Annotated in this window: 16 protein-coding genes; 11 read left to right on the top strand and 5 right to left on the bottom strand. The window is 73.0% G+C overall.

Features of this window, described 5'->3' with window-relative positions:
• Positions 1–151: 151 nt before the first annotated feature.
• Both lon and ACPXB1_RS10940 read left to right on the top strand, forming a co-directional pair.
• Positions 152–2,482, top strand: a complete 2,331-nt coding sequence (gene lon, locus ACPXB1_RS10945) for an endopeptidase La (protein ID WP_355589345.1) — start codon at positions 152–154, stop codon at positions 2,480–2,482.
• A 122-nt stretch (positions 2,483–2,604) separates the two neighbouring features.
• Positions 2,605–3,009: a DoxX family protein gene (locus tag ACPXB1_RS10940; RefSeq protein ID WP_425735169.1), complete on the top strand. Its 405-nt coding sequence runs from the start codon at positions 2,605–2,607 to the stop codon at positions 3,007–3,009.
• Between the two features lie 18 nt (positions 3,010–3,027).
• On the opposite strand, the gene ACPXB1_RS10935 is transcribed toward ACPXB1_RS10940, so the two are convergent.
• Positions 3,028–4,761, bottom strand: a complete 1,734-nt coding sequence (locus tag ACPXB1_RS10935) for a DEAD/DEAH box helicase (RefSeq protein ID WP_425735168.1) — start codon at positions 4,759–4,761, stop codon at positions 3,028–3,030.
• A gap of 196 nt (positions 4,762–4,957) precedes the next feature.
• A complete protein-coding gene (locus ACPXB1_RS10930; RefSeq protein ID WP_425735167.1) occupies positions 4,958–5,926 on the bottom strand; it encodes a hypothetical protein in 969 nt (322 codons plus the stop codon).
• A gap of 132 nt (positions 5,927–6,058) precedes the next feature.
• On the opposite strand from ACPXB1_RS10930, the gene ACPXB1_RS10925 reads away from it, so the two are divergent.
• The 3 genes from ACPXB1_RS10925 to ACPXB1_RS10915 all read left to right on the top strand — a co-directional run bounded on the left by ACPXB1_RS10925 (position 6,059) and on the right by ACPXB1_RS10915 (position 8,542).
• Positions 6,059–7,213, top strand: coding sequence for a sensor histidine kinase (locus tag ACPXB1_RS10925; RefSeq protein ID WP_425735166.1), 1,155 nt, complete (start codon positions 6,059–6,061; stop codon positions 7,211–7,213).
• Positions 7,210–7,815 (top strand): response regulator transcription factor, encoded by a 606-nt coding sequence (locus tag ACPXB1_RS10920; protein ID WP_355589355.1) that lies wholly within the window; start codon positions 7,210–7,212, stop codon positions 7,813–7,815. The genes ACPXB1_RS10925 and ACPXB1_RS10920 overlap by 4 nt, the downstream gene beginning before the upstream one ends.
• Positions 7,816–8,023: 208 nt before the next feature.
• Positions 8,024–8,542 (top strand): 2'-5' RNA ligase family protein, encoded by a 519-nt coding sequence (locus ACPXB1_RS10915; RefSeq protein WP_425735165.1) that lies wholly within the window; start codon positions 8,024–8,026, stop codon positions 8,540–8,542.
• A 57-nt stretch (positions 8,543–8,599) separates the two neighbouring features.
• Here ACPXB1_RS10915 and ACPXB1_RS10910 read toward each other — a convergent pair whose 3' ends face one another.
• Positions 8,600–10,819: a family 43 glycosylhydrolase gene (locus ACPXB1_RS10910; RefSeq protein ID WP_425735164.1), complete on the bottom strand. Its 2,220-nt coding sequence runs from the start codon at positions 10,817–10,819 to the stop codon at positions 8,600–8,602.
• Between the two features lie 168 nt (positions 10,820–10,987).
• Here ACPXB1_RS10910 and ACPXB1_RS10905 point away from each other — a divergent pair, with 168 nt between their 5' ends.
• Entirely contained in the window at positions 10,988–11,731 is a 744-nt protein-coding gene (locus ACPXB1_RS10905; RefSeq protein WP_355589361.1) for an ArsR/SmtB family transcription factor, read from the top strand.
• 52 nt (positions 11,732–11,783) lie between these two features.
• On the opposite strand, the gene ACPXB1_RS10900 is transcribed toward ACPXB1_RS10905, so the two are convergent.
• Positions 11,784–13,259, bottom strand: coding sequence for a hypothetical protein (locus ACPXB1_RS10900; RefSeq protein WP_425735163.1), 1,476 nt, complete (start codon positions 13,257–13,259; stop codon positions 11,784–11,786).
• Between the two features lie 302 nt (positions 13,260–13,561).
• Here ACPXB1_RS10900 and ACPXB1_RS10895 point away from each other — a divergent pair, with 302 nt between their 5' ends.
• The 5 genes from ACPXB1_RS10895 (at position 13,562) to ACPXB1_RS10875 (ending at position 19,047) form a co-directional block, all read left to right on the top strand.
• A complete protein-coding gene (locus tag ACPXB1_RS10895; protein WP_425735162.1) occupies positions 13,562–14,596 on the top strand; it encodes a cytochrome P450 in 1,035 nt (344 codons plus the stop codon).
• Positions 14,593–15,417 (top strand): isocitrate lyase/PEP mutase family protein, encoded by an 825-nt coding sequence (locus ACPXB1_RS10890; protein WP_425735161.1) that lies wholly within the window; start codon positions 14,593–14,595, stop codon positions 15,415–15,417. The genes ACPXB1_RS10895 and ACPXB1_RS10890 overlap by 4 nt, the downstream gene beginning before the upstream one ends.
• A gap of 180 nt (positions 15,418–15,597) precedes the next feature.
• Positions 15,598–16,566: a DUF5715 family protein gene (locus ACPXB1_RS10885; RefSeq protein WP_355631778.1), complete on the top strand. Its 969-nt coding sequence runs from the start codon at positions 15,598–15,600 to the stop codon at positions 16,564–16,566.
• 4 nt (positions 16,567–16,570) lie between these two features.
• On the top strand, positions 16,571–18,160 hold the full coding sequence (locus ACPXB1_RS10880) for an asparagine synthetase B family protein (RefSeq protein WP_355589370.1): 1,590 nt from the start codon (positions 16,571–16,573) through the stop codon (positions 18,158–18,160).
• Between the two features lie 59 nt (positions 18,161–18,219).
• Entirely contained in the window at positions 18,220–19,047 is an 828-nt protein-coding gene (locus tag ACPXB1_RS10875; RefSeq protein WP_355589372.1) for a MerR family transcriptional regulator, read from the top strand.
• Between the two features lie 69 nt (positions 19,048–19,116).
• Here ACPXB1_RS10875 and ACPXB1_RS10870 read toward each other — a convergent pair whose 3' ends face one another.
• Complete coding sequence (locus ACPXB1_RS10870; protein ID WP_355589374.1) at positions 19,117–20,349, bottom strand: SLC13 family permease; 1,233 nt, start codon at positions 20,347–20,349, stop codon at positions 19,117–19,119.
• Between the last annotated feature and the right edge of the window lie 196 nt (positions 20,350–20,545).

The raw sequence follows: 20,545 nt of genomic DNA, 5'->3' as shown, positions 1-20,545 counted from the left end.
GGGTCGCCCGGGTTCCCGTGCGGCCCGACGGCGGGTGTCAGCCCGCGTCCGGCCGTGCCGCTGGAAGTGGTCTGGGTCACATGATGGAACAAGGGGAACGTTTTGTTACTTGAGTGGTACACGCTCAAGTCAACGTGATAGCAGGTGTTCGATGGCAACTCTTCCGGTACTTCCCCTGACCGACGCCGTTCTCCTTCCCGGCATGGTCATCCCGGTGACCCTCGACCCGACCACCCAGGCCGCCATCGACGCGGCGCGGGCGACCGGCGACCGCAAGCTGCTGGCCGTCCCGCGCATCGACGGCGAGTACGGCCCCGTCGGCGTGGTCGCCACCATCGAGAAGGTCGGCCGGCTGCCCGAGGGTGAGCCCGCCGCCGTCATCCGTGGCCTGTCCCGGGCCCGTATCGGCTCTGGTGTGCCGGGCCCCGGCGCGGCGCTCTGGGTCGAGGCGGCCGAACTCGACGAGCCGGCACCCGCCGGCCGGGCCCGGGAACTCGCCCGCGAGTACCGCGCCCTGGTGACCTCAGTGCTCCAGCAGCGGGGCGCCTGGCAGGTCATCGACGCGGTGGAGCGGATGACCGACCTCTCCGAGCTGGCCGACTCGGCCGGGTACGCGCCCTGGCTGACAGTGGACCAGAAGAACGAACTGCTCGCCGCGCCGGACGTCACCGCCCGGCTGGAACTGCTCGTCGGCTGGGTGAAGGACTACCTGGCCGAGCAGGAGGTCACCGAGCAGATCAACAGCGACGTCCGCGAAGGGCTGGAGAAGTCGCAGCGGGAGTTCCTGCTGCGCCAACAGCTCGCCGCGATCCGCAAGGAACTGGGCGAGGACGAGCCCGACGGTTCGGCCGACTACCGGTCCCGCGTCGAGAGCGCCGACCTGCCGGAGAAGGTCCGTGAGGCCGCTCTGCGCGAGGTGGGCAAGCTGGAGCGGTCCAGTGACGCCTCCCCGGAGGCCGGCTGGATCCGTACCTGGCTGGACACCGTTCTCGAAATGCCGTGGGGCACGCGTACCCAGGACAACACCGACCTGGCCGCGGCCCGGGAGGTGCTCGACGCCGACCACGCCGGCCTGGCCGACGTGAAGGACCGCATCCTGGAGTACCTCGCGGTGCGCAACCGCCGGGCCGAGCGCAACCTCGGCGTGGTCGGCGGGCGCGGCTCCGGCGCGGTGCTGGCCCTCGCCGGTCCTCCCGGTGTCGGCAAGACCAGCCTCGGCGAGTCGGTGGCCAGGTCGCTCGGGCGTAACTTCGTCCGGGTCTCCCTCGGCGGTGTGCGCGACGAGGCCGAGATCCGCGGTCACCGGCGCACGTACGTCGGCGCGCTGCCGGGTCGGATCGTCCGCGCCCTGCGCGAGGCCGGTTCGATGAACCCGGTCGTGCTCCTCGACGAGGTGGACAAGCTGGCCGCAGGCTATGCCGGTGACCCGGCCGCCGCCCTGCTGGAGGTGCTCGACCCGGCGCAGAACCACACCTTCCGCGATCACTACCTGGAGGTCGACCTCGACCTGTCCGACGTGCTCTTCCTGGCCACCGCCAACGTGGTGGAGTCCATCCCCGGCCCGCTGCTGGACCGGATGGAGCTGGTCATGCTCGATGGCTACACCGAGGACGAGAAGGTCGCCATCGCCCGGGACCACCTGCTGCCCCGGCAGCGGGAACGGGCCGGTCTGACCGCCGACGAGGTGCAGATCGCCGACGAGGCGCTGGCACTGGTCGCGGGGGAGTACACCCGGGAGGCAGGCGTCCGGCAGCTCGAACGTGGCCTGGCCAAGATCCTGCGCAAGGTGGCGGTGACGCTGGCGACCGACCCGTCGCCGGTACGCGTCGACACCGGCAACCTCGCCACCTACCTGGGACGGCCGAAGTTCACTCCGGAGTCGGCAGAGCGCACCGCTGTGCCCGGCGTGGCGACCGGGCTCGCCGTCACCGGCGCGGGTGGGGACGTGCTCTTCATCGAGGCGACCAGCATGGAGGGCGAGCCGGGGCTGACCCTTACCGGTCAGCTCGGTGACGTGATGAAGGAGTCGGCGCACATCGCGCTGTCGTACCTGCGCTCCAACGGGCGGCGGTTCGGCATCGACCCGAACGTCCTGGCCGGACGCCGGATCCACGTCCACTTCCCGGCGGGCGCGGTGCCCAAGGACGGCCCGAGCGCCGGCATCACAATGGTGACGGCCCTGGCGTCGCTTGTCACCGGCCGGCCGGTCCGCCCCGAGTTCGGGATGACAGGCGAGGTGACGCTCTCCGGGCGGGTGCTGCCGATCGGCGGGGTGAAGCAGAAACTGCTCGCCGCGCACCGGGCCGGCCTCACCGAGGTCATCATCCCGGCCCGCAACGAGCCGGACCTGGACGACCTGCCGGCCGAGGTACGCGAGGCGCTGACAGTGCACACCCTGGCCGACGTGGCCGACGTACTCGCCCTGGCGTTGCGTCCGGCCGACGTCGAAGCGCTGGACGGTCCGGCGCTCGCCGCGGCCTGACGCTCCACCGCAACGGCCCCCACCGTCTCGTGTAGACGGTGGGGGCCGTTTGCGTACTACTGTCTCGGTCGAGCTCTCAACAACCCTCACCGCCGCGAGGCGGCGCCCCCGGAGGAACCCCCGTGAACACCGTGCTCTGGGTCATCCAGATCCTGCTCGCCGCCATCTTCGCCGGCGCCGGCCTGGCCAAACTGACCCAGCCGAAGGAGAAGCTGCGCGACCGGATGGGCTGGGTCGACCCCGTCCCGCCCAGCCAGGTCAAGGCGCTCGGGGCCGTCGAGGTGCTTGCCGCCTTCGGCCTCGTGCTGCCCGCCCTCACCGGTATCGCCACCGTCCTCACCCCGCTGGCAGCCCTCGGGCTGGTCATCGTCATGATCGGCGCCATCCTGGTGCACCTGCGCGACATGAAGAAGCAGGACACCGCCGACCGGCGCCGCACGGAGATCCAGGGCGCCGTCACCTGCGTGGTGCTGCTCGTCCTCGCCGCCGTCGTGGCGTGGGGTCGCTTCGGCCCGTACTCCCTCTGATCCGCGCCGGCGGCGTGCTCAGCGCTCGTCGCCTCCACGGTCTCGACGGACTGTGGCCTTGCGGCCCTTGATCGTGCTCTGGCGCAGCCCCGAGATGACCTCGTCGGCAACCCCCTGCGGCACCTCCACCAGCGAGAACCGGTCGGCGATCTCGATCGAGCCGATGTCCCGGCCACGGATACCGGTCTCCCCGGTGATCGCGCCCACCAGATCCTGCGGGCGTACGCCGGCACGCCGACCCAGGCCCACGAAGACCTGGACGGTGTTGCCGCCGCCCGAACGAGGCCGGCCCCCGCCACGACGATCGCCGCCCCGGCCACCGGCCTCCGGGCGACCCTCACGCGGGCCGCGCACCGGCACCTGCGGGATCTCCTCCTCGTCGTCGGAGCCCGGCGAGGTCACCTCGTGCGCGAGCTTCACGGCGGCGAGGGCGACCTCCATCAGGTCGAACTCGTCGGTAAGCGTCTCCACGATCACCCGGTACGGGTCGAGGTCGTCCTCCAGCAGGCTCTCCCGCAGCGCCGCCTGCGTCAGCTCCAACCGGCGGGTACGCATGTCCGCAACCGTGGGGATCTTGTCGATGGTGATCCGCTGGCCGGTCACCCGCTCGATCGTCTTGAGCATCCGGTGCTCGCGCGGCTCGGCGAGGGTGATCGCCACGCCCTCACGCCCGGCCCGACCCACCCGCCCGATCCGGTGCACGTACGACTCCGGCGCCGACGGCACGTCGTAGTTGACCACGTGGGTGAGCTGCTCGACGTCCAGCCCTCGCGCCGCCACGTCGGTGGCCACCAGCAGGTCGGCCGTGCCGGCCCGCAGGCGCCCCATCACCCGGTCCCGCTGTTCCTGGCTCATCCCGCCGTGCAGCGCCTCGGAGCGGTAGCCCCGGCCGTTCATCGTCTCGGTCAGCCGGTCGACCTCCTCGCGGCTGCGGCAGAACACGATGGCGGCCGTCGGCGACTCCACGTCAAGCACCCGACCCAGCGCGGCAGGCTTGTGCGCCCGCGTCACGATGTACGCGCTCTGCCGCACCCGGGGCGCCTCACCCGCGACCTGCTGCTCCCGGCCGATCTCGATGCGGACCGGCTCGCGCAGGTGCTGGCGGGCCATCCCGTCGATGCGCGACGGCATGGTGGCCGAGAAGAGCACGGTCTGGCGCTGCGCCGGAGCGTGCTCCAGGATCGCCTCGATGTCCTCGGCGAAGCCCATGTCGAGCATCTCGTCGGCCTCGTCGAGCACCACCGTGGCCAGGCCGCCGAGGCGCAGGGTGCCCCGGGCGATGTGGTCCAGTGCCCGCCCGGGGGTGGCCACCACCACGTCAACCCCGCTGTCCAGCGCCCGCAACTGCCTCCCGATCGGCTGCCCACCGTAGATCGGCAGCACCCGCGCGCCCAGGTCCTTGCCGTAGCGGTGGAACGCCTCGGACACCTGCACCGCCAGCTCCCGCGTCGGCACCAGCACCAGCGCCACCGGGTCGCCGCCCTGGCGGTGCGGCGTCATGAGGTTCAGCAGCGGCAGCGCGAACGCTGCCGTCTTGCCGGTGCCGGTGGCTGCCTGCCCCAGCAGGTCCCGACCCTCCAGCAGGGGCGGGATGGCCTCCCGCTGGATGGGAGTCGGCTCCTCGTAGCCGAGGGCTGCCAACGCGCCCAGCAGCTCGGAGCGCAGCCCCAGCTCCGTGAAGGCGTTCGCCTCGTCGGTGGCGTCGGGGGCGTTGTCGGTCGGGGCGTCGTGCTGTGCAGGTGCGGAACTCATGCGTCAAGTTTTTCATCACCCCGTCGCGCCCGCTGCGCCGCCCGGCACAACATCAGTGGCCGTTGCCGTGCGACACCGCTCCGGACCGACGCCAGGGCCGCCCGCCGCCCCGTGTCGGCGGGCGGCCGGATCAGCCGCCGTCCGGTGTCGGCGGGCGGCCGGATCAGCCGCCGTCCGGTGTCGGCGGGCGGCCGGATCAGCCGCCGACGCTCAGGAGCGCGAAGATCATCGTGGCGGCGATGGCCGCGTCCAGCACCCCGCACCACTCGGAGAAGGCGCGTGGCACCACCCGCCCGGTGCGGTGATGCGCAAGATCCCAGACGGCGTGCGCCAACCAACCGAAGGCGACCAGCCAACCGGCGGTCCGCCCACCGGCCGCCACCGCGACCAGCGCCAGGCCGACCCAGCCGGCCAGACCGAGGAACTGCGTGGTGAGCACCCCGGGCCCGCGCAACGTCCGCCGTGCCAGACCGATCAGCAGGTACGCCCCGGGCAGCACCAGCATCGTCCACGGGCTGAGCAGAGCCGGGTCGACCCACATGTCCACGGTCATCAGCAGGGCCAACCCGGTCGGCCAGCGGCGGGCGAGCGCCACGACGGCCGGGTGCCGGCGTACCGCCACCGGTGCCGCGTGCCGGTGCCGCAGCGCCACCAGCACCATCGCCGGCACCATCAGCAGGTGGCCGCCGAGCAGCATCGCGTCGGCGTCCAGCAGACCGGCCCACATCGGCACGAACAGCAGCAGGAACGGGACGTACATCGCGGCGGCCATCTCGCCGACCGCGTCCCATCCGTGCGCCCGGTACCGCATCCAGACGGTCATGCCGATTGTCATGTTGGTGGCCATCGTGAGCGCGGCCACCTCCGGGCTGCCCAGCGCCCCGGCGACGCCGAGCAGCGCGCCGGCCGTCTCCCACACCGGGCCGAGCAGCAGCATCCCGGCGATCATGGCGATCGCCATCTCACCGAGGTGCCACAGCAGGCGCCTGGTGCCGCCGGCCGGCGGGACCCTGCCCGGAGGCGCGGCGTCCGTCGGCGCGCTGTCCGGAGGCGCGTTGTCCGACGGTGGGTTGTCCGGCGGCGCGTAGTTCGGCGGTGTCGTCGGCGGCTGCGGTCCGGTCGGCGGTGCGACGGGAGTGTCGGCGTGTGTCTCTGTCTGTCCCATGACGTTCACACTGCCGGCGCCGCCGCGCGGTGGGCAGGCGCGTCCGTCACCGGAAAACCGTGCGGACCGCACGGGTCGACAGTGACATCTCGCAGGGGTGGACCGGGCGCGGGCCGGTCCTAGGATCGGTGCGTGGCGATCGAGGCGGTGATCCCCCGGGCGGACCGCCGGCTGCACCGGGCCCGGCAGGCGACACTGCTGTCACTTGCTACCGGTGTCTGGGCGAGTGTCCTGCTGCCGGCGGTCGGTCTGACCCGCGAGCCCGACCCACGCCGGGTGGCGCTCGGCGCGGCCGGCATCCTCGCCTTCATGATCGCCCAGACCGCCGTGCTGTACGCGGCAGTGACGCCCTGGCTCGACCCACTGTGGCGTCGCCGTGCCCAGCTGAGCCTGGTCGGGGCGGCGGTCCTTACCGTCCCGTTCGTGGGGCCGGTGGCGGCAGGCGCCTGGCCGACCTGGGCCTGGTTGGGCGCGGCACTGATCGGCATGGCGCCGCTGCTGCTCCGACTGCGGGCGGCACTGGTGATGGCGGCCGGCGTCGTGCTGGTGACGGCGGCTGTCGCCGCGTGGACGGGAGGTTCCGTCGCGCGTCACCTCGCTGTGACCGGCGGAGTCGGCGTCGGCGTCGCCGCCGTCAACGGATTCCAGGTCTGGTTCTGGGATCTGCTCGTGGACGCCCGGCAGGGGCAGGCAGCACAGGCCCGACTGGCCGCCGCCGAGGAGCGGTTGCGTTTCGCCCGCGACGTGCACGACGTCCTCGGGCACAGCCTCACGGTGATCGCGTTGAAGGCCGAACTCGCCGCGCGGCTGGCCACTGTGGACCCGGAGCGGGCCGGCCGGGAGGCCACCGAGGTGCAACGGCTCGCCGCGTCCGCCCTGACCGAGGTACGGGAGACGGTGCACGGCTACCGGGCCGTCGACCTCGGCGAGCAGTTGGAAGCCGTGGTGGGCGTCCTGCGCTCCTGCGGTGTGCGCTGCACTGTCGTTTCACCACCGGCCGACCTGCCCCAGCGTGTCGCCACCGAGCTGGCGGCCGTGCTGCGGGAGGCGGGGACGAACGTGCTGCGGCACAGCCGCGCCGACTGGTGCCGGATCCAGTTTCAACGGGAGGACGACGTGGTCAGGATGACCGTGGCAAACGACGGCGCCGACGACCGAGGGCCCGACGGGCACAGCCACGGGCTGCGTGGGCTGGGCGACAGGCTCACCGCCGTCGGCGGCGAACTGCGGGTACGCCGGGACGACGCGGTGTTCACCATCGAGGCCGCCGTGCCGGTGACCTCGTGATCCGCGTCCTGCTCGCCGACGACGAGGACCTGATCCGGGTCGCCGTCGGCGCGCTGCTCGCTCTGGAGCCGGACATCGAGGTGGTGGGACACGCCGCCGACGGCCCGGCGGCGGTCACCGCGGCACTCGCACACCGCCCCGACGTGGCCGTCGTGGACCTGGAGATGCCCGGCCTGGACGGCATCGCGGTCGCCGCCGAGCTGACCCGCGCCCGCCCTGACTGCGCGGTGGTCGTCCTCACCGGGCACGGCCGTCCGGGTCACCTGCGCCAGGCGTTGACCGCCGGGGCCCGGGGGTTCCTGCCCAAGGGCGCCCCCGGCAGCGCGCTCGCCGACGTGATCCGCCGTGTGCACGCCGGCGGCCGGTACGTCGACCCGTCGCTGGCCGCCGACGCGTTGACCCTTCCCGCCTGCCCGTTGACACCCCGCGAGCTGGAGACACTGCGGCTGGCCGAGTTCGGCGCCCCGGTCGCGGTGATCGCCCGCCGGGTGCACCTGTCCACCGGCACGGTGCGCAACCACCTCTCCGCCGCCGTGCAGAAGCTCGGCGCGGCAGACCGGGCCGAGGCGCTCCGCACCGCCCGAAACAACGGCTGGCTCTAACCCATCCCGCAGCCCACCTCCGCCCGCCCGTCCCAGCCGCCTGTCCCCAGCCGCCCGTCCCCGGTGATCATGAGGTTGACGGGGTCCCGGCCGGCATTTCCCTCCGTCAACCTCATGATCGACCCGAAGGGTGGGGGGTGGGGGGTGGGGGGTGAGGGCGCGGGTGGGGCACGGGGCGCGGGGTGGGGGTGGGGGATAGCTTTTGGGGGTGCGGACGGTGGAGTTGGTTTGTTCGAACGGGTTGGACGGTGCGGTGCGGGCGGTGTGGGACCGGTTGGCGCAGGTCGGGCTGCCCAGCCTGGCCCGCAACACCCACCCCACCAACCGGCCGCACCTGACAGTCGCCGCCGTGGACGAGTTCCCACCCGGGGCGGAGCACCGCATCGCCGACCTGCTGGACGCCGCGCTTCCGCTGCCGGTCACGCTCGACCGGGTCGTGGTCCTCGACGGCAGCGCGCCGTTGGTCTGGCTCGTACGCCCCACTCCGGCGTTGACCGCGCTCCACGCCGCCGTCTGGGACGTTCTCGCCGACGCCGACGGGCACCGCCCGTGGCACGCGCCGGGGGCGTGGGTGCCGCACCTGAGCCTTGCCCTGCGGTTCCGCGACGCGGACCTGCGGCTGGCCCGTGCCGTCACCGGTGGGCAGCGCCCGACGGGCACGTTCGCGTCCGCCCGCAGCTACGACAGCACGGACCGGACGGTGACGCCGCTGACCCGGCTGCGATAGCGCGCCGCGTCGGCCCGGACGGCCCGGGTGCACAAGGGCCGTCCGGACGTCGACGTCCTAGCGGTAGAAGCGCAGGTAGTCGAACTCGGCGGTGACCGACGGTTCGGCGCCGCCGTGCGCGACGAGCCCGATCCGGGGGGTGGTGTCAGCCGGGAAGGTCCACACCGCACCCCAGGTCCAGGTACGCCCGTCCCGGCTGGAGCCGGCCCGGAAATCGTGTTCACCGGTTGCCCGGTCGACGTGGTGCGCCAGGCGCAGCCACGTGGTGGTGGCCGGGGTGCCGACGATGCTGCCGCCGTAGACCGGCTGGCCGGCGTACGGCAGCTCGTAGCCGTACTCGACCTGGCGGGTGTTCCAGATCGCCACCTGGGCGAGGCGGGCGAACCGGTCGTCGTCCACGTAGGCGACCAGGCCGGCCTGCTGGTAGTTGCGGACGGTCTCCTCGCCCAGGTCCAGGGTCACCTTTGTCTCGACGACGTAGTCGCCGGTGGGCGCGTCGCGCAGCAGCACACCCGCCGTGTTGCCGGTGCCGGTCAGGTCGGCGGCCTGCACCGGCCAGCGCAGCGCCCCGCCGGAGACGGTGGCCGCCGGATCCTCGCGCACCCACCGCCAGTCGCCGTCGAGCCCGTCGTCGAACTCGTCGGAGTACGCCCGCAGCGGCGCACCGGTCACGCGGGGTTCGGGCACCGCCCGCTTCGCCGGCTGGTACAGCCGGGCCACGCTTACGTTGTCGAACTCGGCCGGGCCGCCGGTGGCCGTCAACCCGACCGGCCCGGCCGCCGGGTGGTCCAGCCGCAACGACACCACGGCGAGTTGGTCACCCAGTCGGGCCGGGCTCAGTTCGGCGACGAGCTGCCGCCCGCGTACCTCGATGGCCAGGTTGTGCTGGTCGGCCTGTGCGAAGCCGGCGGGCAGCGGCGCGGTGGCGGTCCTGCGGCCGTCGCTGGCGACCAGACGGCCGCCGTCCACCCGGACCGCGACCCGGTCGCCCAGGGTGATGCCGACGCTTGTCGCGCCGGACAACCGCAGGTCGGCCTCCGCGCGCACGTCGCCGCCGACTGTGGTACGGCTGGTCAGCGCGCCACTGCCGGTGAGCCGGCCGTCGGCGACCCGCCACTGGCCGGCGCGTCGCCAGTGGGCCAGGTCGGCGGTGTCGAACCGTTCGTCGACCCGTCCGGTCGTGACCGGCGCGGGTCGGAGCCCGTCGGACGGGCCGGCGCCCGCGTTGACAGTCGGCCAGCCGTCGATCCAGTCGAGCCGGTCCAGCAGCATCGGGCGTTCGTTGATGCCGAACGGTTCGTCGAGGTACGGGTCGGCGCGGTCGATTGCGTGGTAGACGATCCAGTCCTGGCCCGACAGGTCGGTGACGAACCCGTTGTGTCCGGCGCCGATCCACCGGTTGCCGTTCTGGGTGAGGACCGGGGTGCCGCCGGCCCGGGACGCGGTCAGCGTGACGCCGTCGCGGTCGGTGAACGGGCCGCGCGGGCTGCGCGCGCGTCCGACCTGGACGGAGTAGCCGGTGGCCGGGCCTGCGCAGCAGTTCGCCGTGGACGCGAACAGGTAGTACCAGCCGTCGTGGCGCAGCACGTAGCTGCCCTCGAACTTGTTGTCGACGGCCACCAGCGTCGGGGCGCCGACCGCCCGCAGCCCGTCCGGGCTCAACTCGGTGACCGAGATGCCACCGTAGTAGCTGCCGTAGTAGAGGTAGTGGCGCCCGTCGACGTCGGTGAACTGGCTGGGATCGATGGTCCACAGGTAGCCGCCACCGCCGCCGGGGCGCGGCGCGACGACGGGCTGCGCGGCGAAGGTCCACGGCCCGGTCGGGCTGGGCGCGGTGGCCGCGCCGATGGCGTAGTCGCTGCCCTCGGCCGAGACGGTCGTGTCGGTGACCGTCACGTACATGACCCACCGGTCGCCGATCCGGCGCACGTCAGGTGCCCAGAACGCCGCACCGGCTGCGGCGTAGGGCGGGCGCTGGTCCGGGCCGAACGCGTCGCCGACGTACGTCCAGTCGACAAGGTCTGCCGAGCGGGCCGTTGGTACCCGGTGGAACTCGTGTTCGCCCTCGCGCAGCGGGTCGGTGGTGCCGTAGGCGTACCAGAAGCCGTCGTCGCCGCGGACGATGACCGGGTCGGCGAATGTGTCGCCGACGGCGGCGGAGACCGGGTTGCGGTAGCGCGACGGGCCAGGTGAGCCGGCGACTGACGTGGACGGGGTCGCGGCCAGGATCAGAAGGAGCACGGTGGCGAGCGCGCCGCCGCGGCGGAAATGTCGCATGGGGCCTACCTTCGCGAGAGTGGGTGGCGGTGTGGCGACAGGGGACGGTGTGCGCCCTCGTTTCTACAACGATGGATACAACGTTGTAAAGGGCGGGGCCTGCCCGCCGGATGTGCACGGGCGGGATCCGCCCGAACGGTGCGACGCGGTCGCAGCGATGATGGGGGCATGAGTGGTGGCACCGAGGGACGGCCGATGGCCGAGCTGGCCACGCTGCTGGCCGACGGCACCCGCGCCGACATCTGCGTGGCGCTGCTCGACGGCCGCGCCTGGACCGCCGGCGAGTTGGCCCGTCGGGCCGGCGTCGCCCCGTCGACGGCAAGCGACCACCTCACCCGTCTCGTCAGGGGTGGACTGCTTGTCGAAGAGCGGCAGGGCAGGCACCGGTACCTGCGGCTCGCCGGGCCGTCCGTGGCCCAACTGATCGAGGCGCTGGCCGGCCACGTACCCGCCGCACCCCGTCCGGCCACGTCACTGCGCGCGGCCACGGCCGCAACCGCGATGGCGTACGCCCGGACCTGCTACGACCACCTGGCCGGGCGGCTGGGCGTGCTGATGTACGACGCGCTGCTGGCCGGCGGGAAACTGGACCGGACCAGTGGGCTGGCGCTGACGCCCGATGGGTGGGCCTGGGCCGCCGGGCTGGGCGTACCTGTGGATGTGCTGCGCGCCGGGCGGCGTCCCGTGGTCCGCGACTGCCTTGACTGGACCGAGCGCCGCCCCCACCTGGCCGGCGCTCTCGGCGCGGCACTCTGCCGACGCTTCGCCGAACTGGACTGGACCACTCCCGGCGCCGGCCGCGCGGTCCGGCTGACGTCGGTCGGCCGCACGGCCCTGGCCGAAACCCTCGACGTCAGCGACGAGTCCCTTGCTCCCGCCGGCTCTCCACCATTGGCCAGCGGCCGGGCCTGATGCCGGATGGCGTCGCGCGCGCCCGCGTGACTGGCGACCTGACCGGCCGGGCTCACCCGGTCCAGCGTGGCCGGGCCGGTTCCCCCACCCGCACCAGCGGCCGGCCCTGCATCCGGCGCCCTGGCGCGGCCCTGTGCCTCGGCCGCTGGCGCCCGCCAACGCCACCACCGATCCGGCCAGGCACGGTGGTCCGTGCCGCCTGGTGCCGGCGCAGCCACGCCACCGCCGCCATCAGCAGCACGAGCACGACAACCATCCGCAGCGTGGTGATGACGGTCTGCGGGCCCGACCCGTACTGCAGGGCGCACTGCCCGAGCCCCATCGCGAACACCACCCGTACGGTGCTCATCGAGCGGAGCGCGAACGCCTCCGCAGCCCCGAAGCCCAACCCGAGCAGCAGGGCGATGAGCAGCAGCCCCACCGGCCCGTAGTAGGCGACCACCGACCCGAGGATGGTGGGCAACCAGTCGACGTACTGACTCAGCCCGTGTGCCGAGTCGATGTACGCCTCTTCACTGCGCTGCTCCAAGCTGCGGTTCTGCAGTTTCTGCGGGGAGAGGAAACTGGGAACGAGCATCGCCAGGTTGTTGCCAATCGTTTCCGAGCCGACGGGCTGGCCCGCGCCGCGAAGGCTGTCGAACACGAGAGCCCCGAAGGTGTTTCCGTCGAACCTGTAGATGACGTCGTTGGTGATCGCTTCCCGGCTCTGCGCGGTGTGGATCGACGTCGCGCCGTCCAGCAGCGCCTCGACGCGTTGCCCGCTACCGGCACCTGCGTCGAAGACCTCCCGGCCGGCGACCGCGCGGGTGGAGGAGATCAACGCGGTGAACGCGGCGACGATCACCACCATGAGGGCCACCTGCCGTCGAGACGGTCGGAGGCCGTGCAACGCTGCGCCGATCAGGGTGAGGACCGCCGCGAAGACGATCATTGCCCGGGTGCCCGCCAGCGCGAGCAGCACGCCCTGCACCGCCAGGACGGGCACGAGCCACCGCATCCCCCAGCGCACCAGGATGACCGCTCCGATGATGCCGACCACCGGCACCAGGAACTCACCGGCCAGATCGACGAGCACCCCGCCACGCTCGGGGATGTCGCTATCGGCGGCCACCGGTGCCAGCGGTTGCAGCGCACCCTTGCCCTGACCGGTCGCCACGAGGAGCGGCAGGACCAGAAGGAGCAGCCACGGTAGGCGCAGCCGTGCGAGACCGGCCTCGTCGTGGGCGTGGGCGGCCGGCTTGCGGCGACGCGAGTGCATCACGACCGACCCGTAGGTGACGGCGTAGCAGGCGATGGCGACGGAGACGAGCAGTATCCAATTGTCGATCAACTGCTGATCGACGTACGTGCGGAAGAAGTTGCGCCCCGGCCACATCGCCTGCATGACCTCTGTGACGCCGTGGAAGACCACGGCAGCGGCCAGCATCAACGCCCCCGGCCTGCGCCCCCATTCACCTCGGACCACTGTGTGCACCCAGATCAGGGCCGCCGCCTGAATCGTCAGACCCGCCCACACCGCCACCGTCACAACTGGTTCCCCCGAACCTGCACCCGGGCTGGATGTCGATCTCCGGCAGCCGGCACCAGCCCCAACCACCAGACCGCCGCACTACTCAACGCGCCGGCGCGAGTCAAGTAACCGCCCCGACCCGAACGGCACCCGTTCGCGCCACGGGGGCGTTCCCCCGCCCGAAAGTGGGCACAAGATCCAGGATCCAGTTGGTATCGCTCGCGGTCGAGGCCACCGGATCCTGGATCGAGCACGATCATGCGGGCGCAGGGGCGGACTGTTCGGTCGGGGGCGAACGGTTCGGGTCCTACGGTCGGGCGGTGACCGACACCTGGCCTGTCATCGCGCCCGCCGCCGCAACCCCGGCATGTGGCCCACCCTCGTTCGAGCCCGCCCGTGGCTGGTGGGTGACCCGCCACGCCGACGTCCGGGTGGCGCTCACCGATCCGGCCTTCCAGGTGCCGGCCGTCGACACCGGTCCGGCCGGCACACTCGCCTGGCTGCGCTCCGAGGTCAGCAGGTTCAGCCCGCCACAGCGGCACGCCGGGCGGCGGGCGATCGGAGTGGACGCGTTGGCCGCCCTTGATCCGGACGACCTGCGACACGAGGCGGGCCACCTCACCACAGGTGTCCTGGACGCCGCCGGTGACCGCCTCGACGTGATGCGTCACCTGGCCAGGGCGGTGCCGCTGCGGGTGCTGGCACGGCGGCTCGACTACGCCGATCCGGTCGCCGCCGCGTCGGCGGTGGAGGTCGTCGCCGCCGCGTACCACCCGGGGGCCGGCCCGTCGCTTGTGGAGCGGGCCGACCGGGCGGTGGCGACGTTGCTGACGCTGGCACCGGCTGGCCCGCCGCAGGTGCGGGCGAACCTGATCGGCCTGCTCGTCCAGGCGTGCGACGCCACCGCCGGTCTGATCGGCGCCGCCACCCACCACCTGCTGGCACCGGCCGCGCCCCGACCGCCCTGGGCGGCGGAAACCACCGAGATGCTGTCCGAGGTGCTCCGGCTCGACCCGCCGGTGCCTGCCACCCGCCGGGTGACGGTCACCGGGGTACGCCTGGGCGGTCGTCACCTTCCGTCGGGCAGCCCGGTGCTACTGCGCTTCGACGCGGCCAACCGCGACCCGCAGGAGTTCACCGACCCGGAGGCATTCCGGCCGGGTCGGCCCGGAGCGCGGATGGTGACCTTCGGCGCGGGGGAGCGCGGCTGCCCGGGTGACAGGCACGCCGTCGCCCTCGCGGCCGGGGTGTTCGACGTGCTGCGGAAGCGGTGCCGGCGTACCGATGCCGCGCTGCGGCATGAGCCGCACCCCACACTGCGCGTGCCGACGGCGCTGGAGGTGACGCTCCGATGACCGGCACCTCTGTCCACACCGCGCGGCGTGCGGCGTTCCACGCCCTGCACGACGCCGGCCGGTCCGGCCGGCCGCTGCTGCTGCCCAACGCCTGGGACCACGCCTCGGCGGCGGCCCTCGCGGCGCGCGGCCATCCGGCGATCGGCACCACAAGCCTCGGCGTCGCCGCGGCCGCCGGCCGACCCGACGGCGTCGCGGCCACCTCCGTCGAGACGCTGGCTCTGGCCCGCCGGGTCGCCCGGCTGCCGGTGCTGCTCACCGTCGACGTGGAGGCCGGGTTCGGCGACGACCCCGCGACCGTCGCCGGGTACGTGTCGGAGCTGGCCGGGCTCGGCGTGGTCGGGATCAACCTGGAGGACGGACGCCCCGACGGCACCCTCGCCGACCCCGACGGCACGGCCGACACCATCGCGGCAGTGAAGGCGGCCGTACCGGACCTGTTCGTCAACGCCCGTACCGACGCGTGGTGGCTGGGCGTGGCCGACCCGTTGCCGCAGGGTCTGGCCCGCGCCCGGATCTACCGGTCCGCCGGAGCGGACGGGATCTTCGTGCCCGGCGTCGTCGACGAGGTGACGCTGCGTGTCCTCACCGGGCGGATCGACGCGCCGGTGAACGCGCTGTACCAACCGGGCGGGCCGAGCGTGGCCGAGCTGGGCAGCGCCGGGGTCGCCCGGGTCAGCACCGGCTCCCTGCTGTTCCGCGCCGCGTTGGCCGCCGCGCTCGACACCGCCGACGTGGTGCGCTCCGACGGGGTCGTCGACCCGGCGGGCCTGCCGTCGTACGCCGAGGTGCAGGGCCTGGCGACGGCGGCCGGTGCCTGACGGCGCGGCCCGTCGCCTTCAGTCGCCTGACCCGCTCCCGTGTGTCGTGCCTGCGGCGCCTCGCCCCACCCGCTCCCGTTCGGGGCAGATAGGAGGATTGTTCGGTACATGCCGGTCCCGATGATTACGGTGTGTTTCAGGGCGATCTGCCAGTGCCGTGACCGGAGAAGGGACCCCGTCATGCGAGTGCCCAGTCGTAGCCCGGGACAGCAGCCCGGCACGCCCGCGTCGCCCACCGCACCGGCCCGTCGCCAGCCCTTCGGCAGCAGCCCTCGACGGCTCGCCGCCACCGCACCCGACCTCGCCGCCTACCGGGCGGCAGTGGCCGAACTGCTTGTCGAGGTGGGCGCCCTTGCCGACGCGGCCAGCACCCGGGCCCGGCAGGTGCTCATCGACCAGCGGCTGCGCGAGCCCGCCCTGGCGGCGGTGCTCGACGCCACCCCGCAGGGTCTCCTCGGCGCGCGCGAGACGCTGCTGCTGGAGATGGCCCGCTACCAGCCGAACGACCGCACCTCGGCGCGGGACCTCACCGCGCTGGTCCGCATCTACCTGCTCTCCCGCATCGACGTGCTGTGGTGGCAGGACGCGCCGGTGTTCGTCACCGACGACCAGGTGAACGGCAGTGCCGAGCTTGTCGACCTGGAGTGGCTGCGCCGCCGCGACCTGCTGAGCTTCCGCTACCAGGAGCAGCCCGCCACAGTGCTGGGCCGCGCGGCGCGCGGGCTACGCCGCCGACTGCGGCCGGACGCGACACCGCGTACCGCCGGACTGCTGTTCCGGCGCGCCCGGCGGGAGGTCGTGGCGCTGCTCAACGACCTCGGGCGGGAGTTCGCCGCCACCGCGCCCCCGGCCACGCCGCCACTGTGGGTGACAAGCCTTGTCCGCAGTACGGAGCATCAGTACCGCCTGCGCCGCCTCGGCTACGCGGCGATGCTGCCCAGCGGACACTGCCTCGGCTACTCCGTCGACGTCGAACTGGCCTGGTTCGAACGGTTCGGCGCCCGGGAGGCCCTCGCCGAGTTGCTGCTGGCCCGGCAGGAGGCCGGCGAGCTGAACGTGATCGACGAGGGACAAGCCTGGCACCTGTGCCTGGCACCCACCGCCCGGCGCCGCCTGCGCCGGGCGTACGAGGCCGAGTTGGGGGTCTGAGCCCGTGTGTGGCATCGCGTTGAGTATCGGCCCCGAGGCCGACCCGGCCACCTTCCGGCGGATGCTCGCCGCCCTCGCCGCCCGAGGCGAGGTCACCGAGACCCGTTCCGAGAACGGGCTGCTCGCCGGCACCCGCCGGCTGCGGATCGTGGACCGGGACCGGGCCGTGCAGCCCTGGACCTCCACTGACGAGCGCTTGTTGCTCTGCTTCAACGGCGAGATCTTCAATCATCTCCAGTTGCGCGCACAGCTCACCAACCTCGGGCAGGTGTTCCGCACGCACAGCGACACCGAGGTGCTGCTCGCCGCGTTCCAGCAGTGGGGCGAGGCGGCGGTGACCCGCCTGCGCGGCGAGTACGCGTTCGCCATCGTCGAGCGGGCCACCGGCCGGGTGTACCTGGCCCGCGACCCGCTCGGGGTGAAGCCCCTGTACTGGTCGCGGCGACCCGGCTGTCTGCACCTCGCGTCCGAGGTCAAGGCGCTCGTCGGGCATCGCGCCCCGATCGTCGAGGTGCCGCCGGGGCAGCACGGCTGGGCCGAGCCCGACGGGCAGGTGCGCCTGCGCCCGTACGTCGACCTGCTCACCATCGGTGAGGGCCTACCGGTGATCGACGACCCGGACGAGGCAACGGTGCTCGTCCGCGCCGCGTTGAGCGACGCCATCCGGATGCGGGTGGACACCGATCTGACAGTCGGGGTGGTGCTGTCCGGCGGGCTGGACAGCTCGCTCACACTGCGGCAGGTGCGCGACATCCACCCGGACTGTGTGGCGGTGACCGTCGGTGTGCCGGACAGCCCCGACGTGACGTACGCCCGGCGGCTCGCCGCCGACCTCGACGTGCCGCACGTCGTTGTCGAACTGAAACCGCGGGACATCCGGCTGGCCGACGTGCGCGAGGCAATCCGGATCTCCGAGCTGACCGAGTACGGCGACATCATCAACGCTGTCGTATCGGTGCCGATCTTCCGGCGGCTGCGGGATCTCGGCGTCAAGGTGGTGCTCACCGGCGACGGCTCCGACGAGCTGTTCGGTGGGTACTCCATGTACCACCAGGTCGACCCGGTCGCGTCCCGCAGGCTGTTCCTGCACCGCATCCGCAACCTGTGCCGTACCGAGTTGCAGCGGGTCGACCGCGCGGCCATGGGCCACGGCGTGGAGGCCCGGGTGCCGTTTCTCGACCTCAGCGTCGTGGAGTTGGCGATGCGGCTGCCGCTGGACCTGAAGCTGCGCGACGGTCAGGAGAAGTGGATCGTCCGGCGGGCGTTCGCCGACGCCCTGCCCGACTACGTGCTGCGGCGGCCGAAGAACCCGATGTCGTACTCGTCGGGGCTGCACGAGCGGGTCCGGCTGTACAAGCCGCTGTTCGCCCGGATGCACCGGGCGTTCGGCTACGACCTGCTGGAACCGGTCCGCCGGGACTTCGACACCGTGCTGAGCCGGTGCGGCAACGACCTGGACCGGGCCATCGCCGACGGGATGAACCGGCCCGACTACACGGTCCTGGAACATGCCCGCGACCTGGTCGGCGCGGCCAAGTGGAACGCCGCGCCGATGGTCCGCCGGCTCGTCGGCCCGCGCCCACCCCGCCGCTGACACCACTGCGGGGCCACGCTTGACTCTGACACGATGTCAGGGGCGAGTGTGGGGGGACCATGTTCACCATCGGAGACTTCGCCAGACTCGGCCGGGTGTCGGTGCGGATGCTGCGCCACTACGACAGCATCGGCCTGCTGCGGGCGGCAAGCGTCGACCCGCACACCGGATACCGGTTCTACCGCGCGGACCAGCTGCGGCGGCTCAACCGGGTGATCGCCCTCAAGGAGCTGGGCCTCACCCTCGAGCAGGTACGCACGATCGTCGACGACGCCGTCGACGTGGCCGAGCTGCGCGGCATGTTGCGGCTGCGCCGCAGCCAGCTTGCCGAACAGTTGGCCGCCGACACCGCCCGGTTGAGGGCCGTCGAGGCGAGGCTCCGGATGATCGAATCGGAGGGTCGGATGACCACCCAGGACGTCGTACTCAAGGAGATCGCGCCGGTGCGCCTCGCGGAGCTGACCGCCGTCGCGCCGAGCTACCAGGCCGAGGACATCGGCCCGGTGATCCAGCCGCTGTACCCCGAGCTGTTCGGCCGGTTGTCGGCCGCCGGTGTCACCCCGACCGGGCCGGCCATCGCCTGGTACGAGCCCGCCAACCCGGACGGTGACGAGGTCGTCGTACACGCCGGGGTGATCGTCGATGCCGAGGTGTCCACGGGTGCCGACGTCGCGGTGCGTGACCTGCCGGAGCTGCGCAGCGCCGCGACGATCATCCACCACGGCGCGATGGACGACGTCGAGCCCAGCATGCAGGCCCTCGCCCGGTGGATCGAGGAGAACGGCTACCGCACCGACGGCTTCGCCCGCGAGGTGTACCTGGAGTACTGCCAGGACACCCCGGAGAAGGGCATCACCGAACTTCAGCTCGCCGTGTACCGGGGCTGACGGGACACCGGCTGATCTCTTCCCTCGTGGTGCGGGCGCCCGGCCGGGCAGCGGCGCGGGCGCCTCCGCTCAGCTCACCAGCAGCAGCGCGCCGACCGCGGCGAAGGTGCCGGTGACGGCCAGCAGCGCGCTGCTCAGCACGAACCGGCGCATCGGCACTGTCACCCCGGCCGCCCGGCACCGCTCGAACCACAGCAGGGTGGCCAGCGACGCCCAGGGCGCGGCCAGCGGGCCGATGTTGGTGCCGATGAGCAGGGCCAGCAGGCGGGTCCCGTCGCCGGCCGGCAGCACCGACTCGCCGGCCAGGTACGCCGGCAGGTTGTTTACCGCGTTGGCCAGCAGCGCCCCGGTGCCTCCGGCGCGCAGCGCACCGGCCGTCCCGCCGTCGGTGCCGAGTAGCCGGGCGACAAGGTCGTCCAGCCCGTAGCGGCCGAGGGTCTGCACCACCAGGAACAGGCCGGTGACGAGCAGCAGCAGGCGTACGGGCACCAGGGCGGGACGGAGCGTGGCGGGGGAGCGGACGAGGAACCCGACAAGCACCAGCGCGAGCGCGACGGTGGAGGCGACACCGATCTCCACACCGGCGAGGATGCCGGCAACGAACAGCAGGCAGCCCGCGAGGGCGGTGCGGTACAGCACCGGGTCGGCGGGTACGTGCCGGGCGGGTGGGACGAAGCGCCCGCCGTCCGGCCGTTCCCGCCGCCACCAGGCGTACCAGAGCAGCGTCATGGTGACCGCCACGGCGGCGGCCTGCGGCAGCGCCATCCGCGCCGCGTACGCCAGCGGGGGTAGCCCCACGCGGTCGGCGGCCAGCAGGTTGGTCAGGTTGGACACCGGCAGCAGCAGGCTGGCGGTGTTCGCCAGCCAGACCGTGGTGACGGCGAGCGGGCCGGCCGGGACGCGCAGGCTGCGGGCCAGCGCGAGCAGCACCGGGGTGAGCAGAACGGCAGTGGTGTCCAGGTTGAGCACGAGGGTGGTCGCCGTGGCGAGGCCGCCGCAGAGCAGGAACAGTGCCGCCCAACTGCCCCGGGAGGCGCCGGCCAGCCGGCTGGCCAGCACGTCGAAGACGCCGGCCACGGCGGTCAACTCGGCGAGCACGATCACCGTGCCGAGGAACAGCAGCAGCGGCAGGACGCGGTGCACTGTGGCGGCGGTTTCCGCGCGGGGGAGCAGCCCGCCGAGCGCGCAGGCCGCGCCGGCCACGGCGAGGACGACAGCCACCAGGTCGAGCGGATGGGGACGCCAGCGCCGGGTCGGCTCGGGCGGGGAGAGCGGCGCGTCGGCGACGGCGACAGACTTCACGTCTGACCACGTTCGCATCAACGCCGGCCCGCCGCCCGTCGTGGTGACCAGTCCCACCAGCGCGGGAACCGCGCGCTCCGACCCGTCGCGCTGGACCGCCGCGACGGACCCCGACAGACGCACCGTTTCGGTCGGTAACCGTCGATCGGCCCCAGAGCGTCAGACGGATGTGCGGAGGACTCTGCCGGCCGCTGCC

The organism is Micromonospora sp. DT68 (genome assembly GCF_049847245.1).
Lineage (GTDB): Bacteria > Actinomycetota > Actinomycetes > Mycobacteriales > Micromonosporaceae > Micromonospora > Micromonospora profundi.
The sequence above is the reverse complement of the archived record's forward strand: the minus strand, read 5'-3'. Positions and strand labels throughout refer to the sequence as shown.